General features: G+C 76.2%; 12 protein-coding genes. 9 read left to right on the top strand and 3 right to left on the bottom strand.

Going from position 1 to position 13,761, the window contains the following annotated elements:
- Window positions 1-7 precede the first annotated feature (7 nt).
- From OG335_RS03190 to OG335_RS03160, 7 genes are read left to right on the top strand one after another with little or no spacing between them, the layout of a single operon-like run.
- Window positions 8-1,141 carry an LLM class flavin-dependent oxidoreductase gene (locus OG335_RS03190; RefSeq protein ID WP_405009426.1) on the top strand — a complete coding sequence of 378 codons (1,134 nt, stop codon included), beginning with the start codon at window positions 8-10 and terminating at the stop codon, window positions 1,139-1,141.
- Window positions 1,138-3,474, top strand: a complete 2,337-nt coding sequence (locus OG335_RS03185) for a molybdopterin-dependent oxidoreductase (protein ID WP_405009425.1) — start codon at window positions 1,138-1,140, stop codon at window positions 3,472-3,474. Before OG335_RS03190 ends, OG335_RS03185 begins: the two co-directional genes overlap by 4 nt.
- Window positions 3,471-4,661: an acyl-CoA dehydrogenase family protein gene (locus OG335_RS03180; protein ID WP_405009424.1), complete on the top strand. Its 1,191-nt coding sequence runs from the start codon at window positions 3,471-3,473 to the stop codon at window positions 4,659-4,661. The genes OG335_RS03185 and OG335_RS03180 overlap by 4 nt, the downstream gene beginning before the upstream one ends.
- 3 nt (window positions 4,662-4,664) lie before the next feature.
- Complete coding sequence (locus tag OG335_RS03175) at window positions 4,665-5,801, top strand: LLM class flavin-dependent oxidoreductase (protein ID WP_405009423.1); 1,137 nt, start codon at window positions 4,665-4,667, stop codon at window positions 5,799-5,801.
- Window positions 5,798-6,568, top strand: coding sequence for a serine aminopeptidase domain-containing protein (locus tag OG335_RS03170; RefSeq protein ID WP_405009422.1), 771 nt, complete (start codon window positions 5,798-5,800; stop codon window positions 6,566-6,568). The genes OG335_RS03175 and OG335_RS03170 overlap by 4 nt, the downstream gene beginning before the upstream one ends.
- Window positions 6,565-7,098: a flavin reductase family protein gene (locus OG335_RS03165; protein WP_405009421.1), complete on the top strand. Its 534-nt coding sequence runs from the start codon at window positions 6,565-6,567 to the stop codon at window positions 7,096-7,098. Before OG335_RS03170 ends, OG335_RS03165 begins: the two co-directional genes overlap by 4 nt.
- Window positions 7,095-8,204 (top strand): LLM class flavin-dependent oxidoreductase, encoded by a 1,110-nt coding sequence (locus OG335_RS03160; protein ID WP_405009420.1) that lies wholly within the window; start codon window positions 7,095-7,097, stop codon window positions 8,202-8,204. Before OG335_RS03165 ends, OG335_RS03160 begins: the two co-directional genes overlap by 4 nt.
- Window positions 8,205-8,349: 145 nt before the next feature.
- Here OG335_RS03160 and OG335_RS03155 read toward each other — a convergent pair whose 3' ends face one another.
- Window positions 8,350-9,702 carry an MFS transporter gene (locus OG335_RS03155; RefSeq protein WP_405015294.1) on the bottom strand — a complete coding sequence of 451 codons (1,353 nt, stop codon included), beginning with the start codon at window positions 9,700-9,702 and terminating at the stop codon, window positions 8,350-8,352.
- A gap of 260 nt (window positions 9,703-9,962) precedes the next feature.
- A complete protein-coding gene (locus tag OG335_RS03150; RefSeq protein ID WP_405009419.1) occupies window positions 9,963-10,823 on the bottom strand; it encodes an EamA family transporter in 861 nt (286 codons plus the stop codon).
- A 196-nt stretch (window positions 10,824-11,019) separates the two neighbouring features.
- Between OG335_RS03150 and OG335_RS03145 the strand changes: the two genes are divergently transcribed.
- The gene (locus OG335_RS03145; RefSeq protein ID WP_405009418.1) at window positions 11,020-12,051 is read left to right on the top strand and encodes a LysR family transcriptional regulator; all 1,032 of its coding nucleotides are present in this window, start codon (window positions 11,020-11,022) and stop codon (window positions 12,049-12,051) included.
- 31 nt (window positions 12,052-12,082) lie between these two features.
- Window positions 12,083-12,595, top strand: a complete 513-nt coding sequence (locus OG335_RS03140; RefSeq protein WP_405009417.1) for a methylated-DNA--[protein]-cysteine S-methyltransferase — start codon at window positions 12,083-12,085, stop codon at window positions 12,593-12,595.
- On the opposite strand, the gene OG335_RS03135 is transcribed toward OG335_RS03140, so the two are convergent.
- Window positions 12,588-13,730, bottom strand: coding sequence for a ferritin-like protein (locus OG335_RS03135; RefSeq protein WP_405009416.1), 1,143 nt, complete (start codon window positions 13,728-13,730; stop codon window positions 12,588-12,590). The two genes, OG335_RS03140 and OG335_RS03135, sit on opposite strands and share 8 nt — an antisense overlap.
- Between the last annotated feature and the right edge of the window lie 31 nt (window positions 13,731-13,761).

Raw genomic sequence — 13,761 nt, 5'->3', positions numbered from 1 at the left:
CGCCCCCGTGTCCGTCGAGTTCATCGGCATCACCGCCACCCAGCCCGTCAGCGAGACGGGCAACGCCTCCGGCGCGGCCGACGCCGTCTCCACGCAGAGCGAGTCCGGAGCGCCGAGCGGCGCCGTCATCCAGCCCGGCTACCTGAAGGCGCTCGCCACCGCCCACGAGGAGGCCGGCTTCGACCGGGTGCTGGTGGCGCACACCTCCGCCAGCCCGGACGGCTTCACCGTCGCCGACCAGGTGCTCACGCACACCGAGCGGCTGGGCGTGCTGCTCGCGCACCGCCCCGGCTTCGTCGCCCCGACGCTGGCGGCCCGCAAGTTCGCCACCCTCGACGCCTTCCACCCCGGCCGCGTCGCCCTGCACGTGATCACCGGCGGCGACGACGCCGACCAGGCCCGCGACGGCGACCTCACCGACAAGCCCACCCGCTACCGGCGTACGGACGAGTTCCTGCAGATCGTCCGCCGCACCTGGGAGTCCGCCGAACCCTTCGACCACGAGGGCGAGTTCTACACCGTGCGCGGCGCCCTCTCCGGCGTCCGCCCGGCGGAGCCGATCCCCGTCTACTTCGGCGGCGCCTCCGACGACGCCGTCCGGGTCGGCGGCCGGCACGCCGACGTGTACGCCTTCTGGGGCGAGCCGCTCGCCGGCATCGCCGACCGTATCCGGCAGGTGCGCACCGCCGCCGCACCCCACGGCCGCGACCCGCGTTTCAGCGTGAGCCTGCGGCCGATCCCCGCCGCCACCGAGGCCGAGGCCTGGCAGCGGGCCGCCGAGATCCTGCGGCTCACCCGGGAGCGGGTCGGCGACCTCCGGAAGCAGTTCAACCTCGACCACTCCGCCCAGCAGGGCTCGCAGCGGCTGCTGGACTACGCCGACCAGGCGGAGGTGCACGACAAGCGGCTCTGGACGGCCATCGCCAAGGCCACCGGCGCCGCAGGCAACTCCACGGCACTCGTCGGCAGTTACGAGCAGGTCGCCGAGTCGCTGCTCGACTACACCGCGCTCGGCGTCTCCACCCTGCTGATCCGCGGCTTCAGCCCGCTGGAGGACGCCCGCGACTACGGGGCGCTCGTCCGCCTGGTGCGCGAGCAGAGCGCGGACACGGACGCGCTGGTCGGGGCCGGCCGGCCGTGACCACGCCCACGACCTCGCACTGGGGCGCCTTCCGGGTCCGCACCCGGCCCGGCGGCGCGCTCACGGTCGAGCCCCACCCCGCCGACCCCTCGCCGTCGCCACTGCTCGCCGGCGTGCCCGGGTCGCTCCGCCACCCGACCCGGGTCGCCCGCCCGGCCGTCCGGGCCGGCTGGCTGGAGCACGGGCCCGGGCCGTCCGCGCGGCGCGGCGACGAGCCCTTCGTCGAGGTCGACTGGGACACCGCACTCGACCTGGTCGCCGCCGAACTCGCCCGCGTCCGCGCCGAACACGGCCCGCAGGCCGTCTTCGGCGGCTCCTACGGCTGGGCCAGCGCCGGGCGGTTCCACCACGCGCAGAGCCAACTGCATCGGTTCCTGGCGCAGTTCGGCGGCTACACGGGCTCCCGCAACTCCTACAGCCTCGGCACCTCGCTCGTGCTGCTGCCGCACGTCGTCGGCGACGCCGAGACGGTGCTCCGCGCCTCCACCTCCTGGCCGGTCATCACCCGGCACACCCGGCTCATCGTCGCCTTCGGCGGCATCCCCGCCAAGAACGTGCACGTCACGCCGGGCGGGGTCACCCGCCACGGCACCCCCGGCCACCTCGCCGAACTCGCCGCCGCCGGGGTGGAGGTGGCACTCGTCAGCCCTCTCCGCGACGACCTGCCCGACGGCCCCGCCACCGACTGGCACCCCGTCGCCCCCGGCACCGACACCGCCCTCATGCTCGCCCTCACCCACACCCTGCTCACCGAGGGCCTGCACGACCGCGCCTTCCTCGACCGCTGCACCACCGGCTGGGACACCCTCGCCGCCTACCTCGACGGCAGCACCGACGGCACCCCCAAGAGCGCCGACTGGGCCGCCCCGATCTGCGGACTCGACGCCGACCGCATCCGCACCCTCGCCCGCCGGATGGCCGCCACCCGCACCCTGGTCACCGTCACCTGGTCGCTCCAGCGGGCCCGGTACGGCGAACAGCCCGTCTGGGCCGCCATCGCCCTCGCCGCCGCCCTCGGCCAGATCGGCCTGCCCGGCGGAGGCTTCGGCCACGGCTACGGCTCCATGGGCGACGTCGGCGACACCGGCCCCGCGCTGCGCCTGCCCTTCCTGCCCCAGGGCCCCAACCCCGTCGACGAGTTCATCCCCTGCGCACGCATCGCCGACCTGCTGCTGCACCCCGGCGAGACGTACGACTACGACGGCACCCGCCGCACCTACCCCGACATCAGGCTCGTCCACTGGGCCGGCGGCAACCCCTTCCACCACCACCAGGACCTCGGACGGCTGCGCCGCGCCTTCGCCCGCCCCGACACCGTCGTCGTGCACGAGCCGCACTGGACGGCCACCGCCCGCCACGCCGACATCGTGCTGCCCGTCACCACCGCCCTCGAACGCGAGGACCTCGGCGGCGGCCGCCGCGACACCCACCTGATCGCCATGCACCGCGCCGTGGCCCCGTTCGGCGAGGCCCGCGACGACCACGCCGTGCTCGCCGGCCTCGCCGAACGCCTCGGCTTCGCCGAGGAGTTCACCGAGGGCCGCAGCCCGCGCGAATGGCTCGAACACCTCTACGGCGGATGGGCCGACAGCCTGCGCGCCGAAGGCGCGGGCGACCCGCCGCCGTTCGCCGAGCTCTGGGCCGCGGGGGAGTGGCAGCTGCCCGAACAGGCCCAGGAGCGCACGTTGTTCGAGGCGTTCCGGGCCGACCCGGCCGGCCACCCGCTCGCCACTCCCAGCGGCCGGATCGAGCTCCACTCCGCCACCGTCGCGGCCCTCGGCCTGCCCGACTGCCCCGGCCACCCCACCTGGCTCGACCCGCCCGAACGGCTCGGCACCCGCGCCGCCGAACGCCACCCGCTGCTGCTCGTCGCCAACCAGCCCGCCACCCGGCTGCACAGCCAACTCGACGTCGGCGCACCGAGCCTGGCCGACAAGGTGGCCGACCGGGAGGCCGTCGAACTGCACCCGGCCGACGCCGCCGCCCGGTCGATCGCCGACGGCGACCTCGTCCGCGTCTTCAACGACCGCGGCGCCTGCCTCGCCGGCGCCCGGCTCACCGACCGGCTGCGCCCCGGCGTCGTCCGGCTGCCCACCGGCGCCTGGTTCGACCCCGTGCCCGGCACCGAACCGCCGCTCTGCGCGCACGGCAACCCCAACGTGCTGACCGCGGACGAGCCCAGCTCACGCCTCTCGCAGGGCTGCACCGGCCAGCACGCGCTCGTCGAGATCGAACGCTGGGCCGACGGCGAACCGCCACCCGTCACCGTCCGCCACGCGCCCGTACTGCTGCCGCACCGACCGCCGCCGCCCGTCCTGGAGAACACCCCGTGAACGCCCTCGCACCACCCCCGCCCGCACTCGCCCCGCCCGACCTCGACCGGCTGCCCGAGCTCACCGCGGCGCTCGCCGCCCGCGCCGCCGACCACGACCGGCACGCCACCTTCCCGTACGAGGGCGTCGAACTCGTCCACGGGGCAGGGCTGCTGACCGCCACCGTGGCCCGGCGCCACGGCGGCCCCGGCCGCGGCCTCGCCGACACCGCCCGCATCCTGCGCGCCCTGGGCGAGGGCGATCCGGCGGTGGCGCTGGTCACCGCGATGACCCTCTTCACGCACGCCGCCGAGGCCCGCGCCCCGCACTGGCCCCCGTCGGCGCTCACCGACCTGCTCCACGAGTCGGCCGAACGGCCGGTGCTGGTCAACGCGCTGCGGGTGGAACCGGAACTCGGCACGCCCGTCCGCGGCGGCCTGCCCGCCACCGTCGCCCACCGGCGCGGCGACCACTGGGAGCTGACCGGCCGCAAAATCTTCTCCACCGGCGCCGTCGCGCTGCGCTGGATGCTCGTCTGGGCGCGCACCGACGAACCCGAGCCGCGCGTCGGCTCGTTCCTCGTCCGCTCCGACAGCCCCGGCCTCACCGTGCTGCCCACCTGGGACCACCTCGGCCTGCGCGCCAGCCGCAGCGACGACGTGCTCCTCGACGCCGTACCCGTGCCGCTGGACCGCACCACGCACCTCGCCGTACCCGGCGCGGACGGCGGGCGCGACGCGACCGGCGGCGCCTGGAACTCCCTCGGCCTCACCGCCCTCTACCTGGGCGTCGCCCGCGCCGCCCAGCACTGGCTCACCGGCTTCCTGCACGAGCGCATCCCCACCGCGCTCGGCGCCCCGCTCGCCACCCTGCCGCGCTTCCAGAGCGCCGTCGGCGAGATCGACATCGCCCTCTCCGGGGCCGAACGCCTCGTCGGCGCCCTCGCCGCCGCCGTCGACGCCGACGAGCCCGGGGCGGCGGAGGAGTCGGCCGGCGCCAAGCTGCTCGGCACCCGGGCCGCGATCGACGCCGTGCAGCAGGCCGTCGCCCTGGTCGGCAACCACGGACTCACCCACCACCACCCGCTCCAGCGCCACCTGCGCGACGTGCTCTGCAGCCGCGTGCACACCCCGCAGGACGACATCGTCCTGCTCGCCCTCGGCCGAGCGGCCCTCGCCGCCGCCACCCCTTCCCACGAAAGAGGCTGACCCGTGCCCGTCGAATTCATCGGCATGATCTCCACCCACGACGTCTCCGAGACCCGCGCGGCCCACGGACCCGTCGTCGACGCCGACTACACCCGCCGCTTCGCGCAGGCCCACGAGGAGGCCGGCTTCGACCGCATCCTCGTCGCCCACTCCTCCGCGAGCCCCGACCCCAACCAGGTCGCCGCCTACGCCGCCGCGCACACCGAGCGCCTCGGCCTGCTCATCGCGCACCGGCCGGGCTTCATCTCCCCGACCGTCGCCGCCCGCACCTTCGCCACCCTCGACCAGTTCTCCGCCGGCCGGGTGGCCGTGCACATCATCACCGGCGGCCACGACGCCGAGCAGCGCCGCGACGGCGACTACCTCACCAAGGACGAGCGGTACGCCCGCACCGACGACTACCTCACCGTGCTGACCCGCGCGTGGACGGAGGAGAAGCCCTTCGACCACGAGGGCCCCTACTACCGCTTCGCCGACTTCCGCTCCGAGGTGCGGCCGTTCCAGCAGCCGCGCATCCCGCTCTTCTTCGGCGGCTCCTCCGAGGCCGCCTACCGCGTCGGCGGCAAGCACGCCGACACGTTCGCGCTGTGGGGCGAGCCGCTCGCCGAGACCGCCGAGCAGATCGGCCGCGTGCGGGCCGCCGCCGAGGCCGCGGGCCGCACCACCCCGCCGGGCTTCAGCGTCTCCTTCCGCCCGATCCTCGGCCGCACCGAGGACGAGGCGTGGGAGCGCGCGCACCGCATCCTCGAAACCATCCGCGGCCGGGCCGACGCCTTCGGCGGGCGCCGCGCGATCCTCCCCACCGGTCCCGGCGCCGCACCGCAGAACGTCGGCTCGCAGCGGCTGCTCGCCGCCGCGGCCAAGGGCGACCTCCACGACCGCGCCCTCTGGACGGCGCCCGCCGCCGCGACCGGCGCGGCCGGCAACTCCACCGCCCTGGTCGGCACCCCGGAGACCGTGGCGCAGGCCCTGCTCGACTACGTCGACCTCGGCGTCACCACCCTGCTCATCCGCGGCTACGACCCGCTGGAGGACGCCCTCGACTACGGCCGCGAGCTGCTGCCGCTGGTCCGGCAGGAGGTCGCCCGCCGCGACGCCGCCGCCGCACGTCCCGCCGCGCTCGCGGGCGGTGCCCGGTGACCGCCGCCCCCGCCCTGCGGTCCGCCGACACCTGGCACCCCGCCGAGGGCGTCGTCGTGCGCGGCACCGTGCTGCTGCTCCCCGGACGCGGCGAACACCCGGGCGTGTACGGCCGGTTCGGCCGACGCCTGGCGTACGACGGCTACCGCGTGCAGGCGTTCGCCGACGTCGGCGCGCTCGCCGACGCCACGCGCCTCGCCGAGCAGGTCGACACCGCCCGCGAGGCCGGCGCCCCGGTGGTGCTCGCGGGCTCCGACACCGGGGCGCTGCTCGCCCTGGCGGCGTCCGCGGGCGCCGCCCGCCCCGACGGCGTCCTGCTCGTCGGAGCCCCGGCCACCCTGCCCGCCGGCGGTGCGGCCGAGGAACGTCCCGTCTGGCACGACGAGTTGACCGCGCGGACGGCCTGCCCGGTGCACCGCGGACTGCTCGCCGCCGACCCCGACTTCCGCCCCGGCCGGCTCGGCGTGCCCGTACCGGCCGAACTCGCCGCCGCCGCCGAGGCCGCCACCCCCGACCTGCCGGTCCTCGTGCTGCACGGCCTGGCCGACCCGGTCGCCCCGCCGGCGGCCGCCCGCCGACTCGCCGCCCGCCTGAAGCGCGCCGAACTCGTGCTCGTCACCGACGGGTTGCACGACGTGCTCAACGACGCCGCGCACCGCAGCGTCGCCGCACAGATCGTCCAGTGGCTCGAACGGCTCCGCGCCGACCGCACCACGCTGCCCCACCTGCTCACCGCGTCCTCCTCCTGGGAAGGAACCACCTCATGACCGCCGTCGACGAACGCCCCGTCAGCGCACGCCCGGTGGAGGACACCGAGCGCGCCGACCTGCTGCGCCGCACCCTGCGCCGGCACGCGGCCGGGGTCACCGTCATCACCGTGCCAGGCCCGGCCGGATTCACCGCGACCTCCTTCACCTCGGTCAGCCTGGAACCGGCCCTGGTCTCCTTCTACCTCGCCGGCACCGCCTCGGCGGCCCCGGCCGTCCGTGCCGCGGAGGCGTTCACCGTGCACGTGCTGAGCCGCGAACAGGAGGCGCTGGCCCAGCGGTTCGCCACCAGCGGGATCGACCGCTTCGCGGGCACCGGCTGGCGGACAGGCCCGCACGGCACCCCGCTCCTCGACGGCGTCGCCGCCCGGCTGACCGCCCGGCCGGTGCTCCTCCAGCAGGTCGGCGACCACCTGCTGGTCGTCGGCGAGGTGCTCGACGCCGACGCGGACGGCGGCTCGCCGCTGCTCCACCACGACGGCGCCTTCGGCGGGTTCGTCGCCGGGGCGGCAGGCCGGGCCGCACGGTGACGGCGACCTTCCACTGGTTCCTGCCCACCACGGGCGACAGCCGCCACGTGGTGGGCGGCGGCCACGGCTCCACCCCGGGCGAGGCCGGTTCCGACCGGCAGCCGAGCATCGCCTACCTGGGCCAGATCGCGCGCGCCGCCGAGCAGTCGGGGTTCTCCGGTGCGCTGACCCCGACCGGTCCCTGGTGCGAGGACGCCTGGCTGACCACCGCGATGCTCACGCAGCAGACCGAACGCCTCCGCTACCTGGTGGCGTTCCGGCCCGGCCTGATCAGCCCGACCCTGGCCGCGCAGATGGCGACGAGCTACCAGCAGCAGTCCCGGGGACGGCTGCTGCTCAACGTCGTCACCGGCGGCGAGTCGGCCGAGCAGCGGGCGTACGGCGACTTCCTCGACAAGGACGGCCGGTACGCCCGGACGGGCGAGTTCCTCGACATCGTCGGACGCCTCTGGCGCGGGGAGACCGTCGACCACCACGGCCCGCACCTGCGGGTCGAGGGGGCCCGGCTCAACCGGCTGCCCGACCCGGTGCCGGAGGTGTACTTCGGCGGGTCGTCGCCCGCGGCCGAACAGGTCGCGGCCCGCCACGCCGACGTCTACCTCACCTGGGGCGAGCCGCCGCCGCAGGTCGCGGAGAAGATCGAGCGGATCCGCACCCTCGCCGCCCGGCACGGCCGCACCCCGCGCTTCGGGATCCGGCTGCACACCATCACCCGCGACACCTCCGAGGAGGCCTGGGGGGAGGCGGCCCGGCTGCTCGCCGGGATGGACCCGGAGCGCATCCGCACGACCCAGCGCGCCCTCGCGGAGAGCGAGTCGGAGGGCCAGCGCCGGATGCGGGAGCTGCACGGCGGGGCCACCGACAGGCTGGAGGTGTACCCGAACCTGTGGGCCGGCATCGGCCTCGTCCGCGGTGGCGCGGGCACGGCCCTGGTCGGCAGCCACACGGAGGTCGCCGACCGGATCGAGGAGTACCACCGCCTGGGCGTCGACGAGTTCGTGCTCTCCGGTGTCCCGCACCTGGAGGAGGCGTACCGGGTCGGGGAGGGCGTGCTGCCGTTGCTCGCCCGGCGCGGGCTGTGGCACCGGCCGGGGGCGGGCACCTGACACACCCGCTCGGCATCCCCGCTCCGGTGCCGGTGCCGGTGCTGTCGGGCCCGGCGTCCGGCGCGGCACCGGCCGGGCGGGGGGACGGTAACGGGCAGGATGGGAACGGGCGGGACGGGGGAGCCGCGGACGGGCGCGGGGCGGCTCAGCCGGTCCGGCGGCCGAGGCTGCCGACGCGGCCGAGCGAGCGGTCCGCGAGGGTGGTCGCGAGGAAGAGCGCGGAGACCCCGAGCAGCAGCACGGCGAGGTGGTGCAGGCCGCCGGTGTCGGCGCCCTGCCCGTAGAACGCGGCGGTGGCCGCGGAGGCGCCGAGCGCGCCGAGGTACATGAAGGTGCGGAGCAGGCCGGCGGAGGAGCCCATCCGGGCCGGGTCGGCCTGGGCGTAGAGGGCGTTCTGGTTGGCGAGGCCGTTGAGGCCCTGCGGGATGCCGACGAGCGCGCCGAGTGCCACGAGCAGCCAGACCGGGCTGCCCGGGCCGAGCAGCAGGAGCAGACCGCACGCGGCGAGCTGCGCGAGCCCGCCCACGAGGAGCTTGCCGCGGACGCCGGCCCGGCGGCCGGTGGCCGCGGTGACGGCGATCGCGCCCGCCGACATGGGCAGCAGGACGAGCCCGGCGGTGGAGGCACCGAGCGACCTGCCCTCCTCCAGCCACTGGGTGTAGCCGTAGAGGAAGGCGTACGAGGTGGTGTAGGCGAGGAACTGGCGGCCGTACGTCGCGAGCAGTGGTGGGTTGCCGCTCAGCACCCGCAGGTCGACGAACGGGCGGGCGGTGCGGAGCTCGCGGGCGGTGAAGCCGGTGCCGGCCGCGGCGCCGACCAGGAGCAGCGGCCGGTGGGCGGCCTGCGGCTCCATCAGGAACACCATGAGGGCGGTGAGGGCGGCGGCGAAGAGCAGCATGCCGGTGACGTCGACGCCGCCGGACCCGCCGTGGCTGTCGGTGCTGTCGGGGCGGACCGTCCGGGTGGCCCGCCGGGGCAGTCGGCGGGCGCCGAGTACGAGGCAGGCCGCGGAGAGCGGCACGTTGATCGCGAAGATCAGGTGCCAGCCGCCTGCGCCGATCAGCAGCCCGCCGAGGGTGGGGCCGACGACGGCGACGACCTGGTTGGCGATCGAGAGTGCGGCGAGCACCCCGGCGGGGCTGTCGGCGCCGGTGCGGTCGGACTCGCTGCGCAGCAGGTGCATGGAGGCCGGGTAGGCGGCGGAGGTGCCGAAGCCCAGCAGCACCCGGGAGAGCACCAGCACCCACAGGTTCGGGGCCAGCACGCCGGTGAGTCCGGCGACGCCGACCAGGGCGGTGCCGGTGAGGTAGAGCGGGCGCGGGCCGTACGCGTCGACGAGCCGGCCGATGACGGGCTGGCCGACGGCGGTCGCGAGGTAGAGGCCGGTGACGAGCCAGGCGGTCTGCGAGGGCGGTGCGCCGAAGGCGTGGCCGATGGGGACGAGGGCGACGGCGAGCATCGAGGAGTTGATCGGGTTGAGCACCGAGCCGAGCATCATCGGTGCGAGCAGCCGCCGGTCGAAGCCCGCGGCGCGGGTGCGCCGGCCGGGGCCGGCGGTGGCGAGTCCGGTCACGGCCGTGCCGCCGGGCTCCGTCCGTCGGCGCTCCGTCCGTCGCCCGCCGCCGCCTCGGTCGGGGGGGTCCTTCCGCTGCCGTGGTCGATGCCGTTCATGCCGCCCACCGTAGATCTCTTCAGCCGCATCTGTCCAGTTTGGCTGTACAGTTTGGCTGTGCGTCCCGGCCCGTCGAGGGCGCCGACTCAGCCCCCGTCCTCCCGGCGGGCCGCGCCGATGCCCGCGGCCACCACCAGGGCCGTCCCGGCCACCTGCACCACTGTCGGGGTCTGCGCGACCAGCACCACGCCCGCCAGCAGGCTCACCGCCGGTTCGAGGCCGGCCAGGGTGCCGTACGCCGTCGCGCCCAGCCGCTGCAGCGCCCGCATCTCCAGCAGGAACGGCACCAGCGGCATCAGCACCGCGATCCCCGCCACCGCGGCCACCGCACCCCACGTGAGGTGGCCGACGACCCCCGGCACGCCGAACGGCGCCGCGACCAGCGTGGCCACCGTCAGCGACATCGCCAGTCCGTGCGCGGCGGAGAACCTGCTGCCCACGTGCGCCGTGCCGAGCACGTACAGCGCCCAGCAGGCGCCGGCGCCGAGCCCGAACAGCACGCCCGCCAGGCCCGCGGTGCCCGTCCACGGCGAGGTGAGGAGCAGCACCCCGCCCGCCGCCAGAGCGAGCCAGCCGAGTTCCGCCCGCCGTTTCGACGCCGCCACGGCCACGGCCAGCGGCCCGAGGAACTCCAGCGCGGTCGCGGTGCCGAGCGGCAGTCGCGCCGCGGCCTCCGAGAAGAGCAGCATCATGCCCGCGCTCACCGCGCCCAGCAGCACCGTGGCCAGCACGTCCCGCCGGGATGCGGCCCGCAGCGTACGGCCCAGCGAGCGCCCGGTGAACGCGAGCAGGACCGCGGCGGCGAACGTCAGCCGCAGCCAGGTCGTGCCCGCCGGGCCGAGCGACCGGAACAGCTCGGTGGCGAGCGCACTGCCGGTGTGCAGCACCGCCATGGAGACGAGCAGCAGCACCGCCCCGGGCACCCGGCGCCGACCGGGCGCGGGCACGCCGGTCGGCGTGGACGTCGGCAAGGACGGTGGCGCAGGGACGGGAAGGACGGGAGGGGCGGCCGGGGCCGGTGCGGCGGTGGAGGTCACCCGGCCATTGGACCGGCCCGCACCCGTTTCCGTCCACGGGCCATCGGTGGACCGACCGTCCACCGATGGTGGATGATCCCGGGATGACCACCGACAGACCGACCCGATGACCGCGGACGGGCCGTCCCGCCTGCCCGACCCGGCGACCGGCGACGGGCCGTCCCGGCTGCCCGACCTCGGGCGGCTCCGCCTGCTCACCGAACTCCACCGGCTCGGCACGATGGCCGCCGTCGCCGCGAGCACCGGCTACGGCACCTCCGCCGTCTCCAAGCACCTCGCCGTGCTGGAGCAGGAGATGGGCGTGCGGCTGCTGCGCCCGGTCGGCCGCCGGGTGCGGCTGACGCCCGCGGGCGAGCGGCTCGCCGAGCACGCCGTCGGGGTCCTCGCCTCGGTGGAGGCGGTGCGGGCCGAGCTGCGCGGGGGCACCGAACCGGTCGGGCGGGTGCGCCTCGCGAGCTTCTTCACCGCCGTCGAGCCGGTCGTGCTGCCGGCGCTGGCCCGGCTCCGCACGCTGCACCCGCGGGTCTCCCTCGAACTCCACGAGCACGAGCCCGAGCACACCGTCGAGCTGCTGCGGGCCGGGGCCGTCGACCTGGGCGTGGTCTACGAGTACAGCCTGGTGCCGCGGGCCGTGCCCGAGGAACTGGACGCCCGGCTCTTCGCGGAGCAGCCGCTCTACCTCGCGGTGCCGGCGGGCTCGCCGGACTCGGGTCGGCCGGCGGCCCTCGCCGACCTGCGCGGCTTCGCGGACGTCGGCTGGATCGCCAACTCCCGCGGCAGCGACGACGACGAGCTCGTGCACCGGGTCTGTGCCGTCGCCGGGTTCACCCCGCGGATCGTGCACCGCATGGACAGCCTGCACCTGGTCAACAGCTTGGTCGGGGCGGGTCTCGGCGTCGCGCTCCTGGCGGAGTCCGGGATCGAACGCGACCGGACGGACGTCGCCTTCCGCCCGGTCGACCCGCTCGCGGGCACCCGCCGCAGCCTGCTGCTGGCGCGGACCGGCCAGTGGTCGTGGCCGCCGGTCGCGGCGGTCGCCGACCTGATCGCGCCGGGGGCGGGCGGCCCGGCGGGGCGGCAGCGCGGTGTCCGATTCCCGCCGGAGCCGCCGGCGCGGGCAGGGGAGACTGGCGGGTGAACGACGTGGGCGAAGGACCGAGGAGAAGACCGTGACCGTGTACACCGCCGTGGACAGCCCGCTGGGCGACCTCCTGCTGGTGGGCGAGGAGTCCGCCACCGCGCCGGGCGGCATCGCACTCGCCTCGGTGTCCATGACCGGGCAGCGCAACGCGGCCCTGGTGCGTGACGGCTGGCGGCACGCGCCGGAGCGGTTCGACGGCATCGCCCGGCAGCTCCGCGCGTACTTCTCCGGCTCGGCGGACTCCTTCGACCTGGAGCACACCGCCACGGGCACCGACTTCCAGCGCCGGGTGTGGCAGGCGCTGGACGCCCTCCCGTACGGCACGACCACCACCTACGGCGGGCTCGCCGAGCGGGCGGGCATCCCGCGGGCGGCGGTCCGGGCCCTGGGTGCGGCGATCGGCGCCAACCCGCTGCTCGTCGTGCGTCCCTGCCACCGGGTGATCGGCGCGGACGGCTCGCTGACCGGCTACGCCGGCGGGCTCGACCGCAAGCGGTGGCTGCTCGACCTGGAGGTCGGCGCCCGCCCCGCCCTCAGGTGATCGGGCGGAACTGCGGCCCGTAGGTGAGGCCGCTGCCGTCGGGCAGCGGGATCTCCATCAGGCGGACGGCCGGCCCCTCCAGTGCGCGCATCTCCTCGACGGCCGCCGACAGGGCGCGGGCGCTGCCGCGCGTCCAGGCCGACTGCAGCGCCCGGAGCGCCCGGGAGAAGGTGGCGTCGAACCGGCCGAGCAGCCGCCGGACCTCGGGGGAGGGGTCGGGCCAGCCGCCGGCGGGCACCGTGCCCATCGGACGGGCCTCCGGGAAGGGCAGCACGTCCCCGGTGTACTCGAAGCGGCCGCCCGCCTCCCGGATGCGGGCGCCGTGGAAGATCTCGCCGAACGCGTAGTAGTGCGACGGCGCCCCGTGACCGCCGTGCGGCGGTTCGGGGGAGACCGAACTGCCCTCGCCCTGCTCCTTGATGGTGTCGATCGCCTCCTCGACGTCGGCCGGGCCGAGCACCGGGCGCAGCGTGTTCGAGCCGATCCGGGTGCCGAGCTGGCGGTCCGGGGAGAGCACGGGGGCGAGGCCCTGGAACACCTCCAGCAGGGCGGTGTAGAAGGCGCCGATGGTGGGCGCGGCACCCGCGCGGACGAGCGGTGACTCGGGGGTCTCGATCCCCATGAGCACGTCCTGCACGTACGGGCGGGTCAGCCCGCCGAGGTACACCGTGAGGCCTTCGCGGACACCGCCCGGCAGCCCGGACGGGTAGGCGGGAACGGCGTCGTAGATGCGGGGCGTGCCGCCGACGGCCGCGAGCATGTTGCACGCCAGGCCCATGTGGAACATCTCGTCGTGCACGATGTCGGCGATGAGGGTGGCCGCCTCGCTCGTCCGGTCCCTGACGGACCACCAGGCGCACAGGTAGGGCGGGATGGTGGCGAGTTCGAGTTCCACGGCGATCTGCAGCGCCGACCTGAGCCACGTCAGGTCGCGCCCCTGGTCGGCCACCGCCATCAGCCGGGCGACCGCGCCGGGCGGGCCGGCGGCCGCCGCGGCCGGGGGGAGCGGAGCGGCGGCCGCCAGCCCGGCCGCGGTGGTGAGGATCGGCGCGGCGGTGGCCAGCGTGGCCGACCGGAGGAACCCCCGCCGGTCCCACGTACGCGGCGGACGCGCCTCCCCGGACGGCTCGGTCATGCCTGACTCCCTTCCCAGGAGCGGTGCAGCC

The organism is Kitasatospora sp. NBC_01539 (assembly GCF_045040525.1).
GTDB lineage: Bacteria > Actinomycetota > Actinomycetes > Streptomycetales > Streptomycetaceae > Kitasatospora.
The sequence above is the reverse complement of the archived record's forward strand: the minus strand, read 5'-3'. Positions and strand labels throughout refer to the sequence as shown.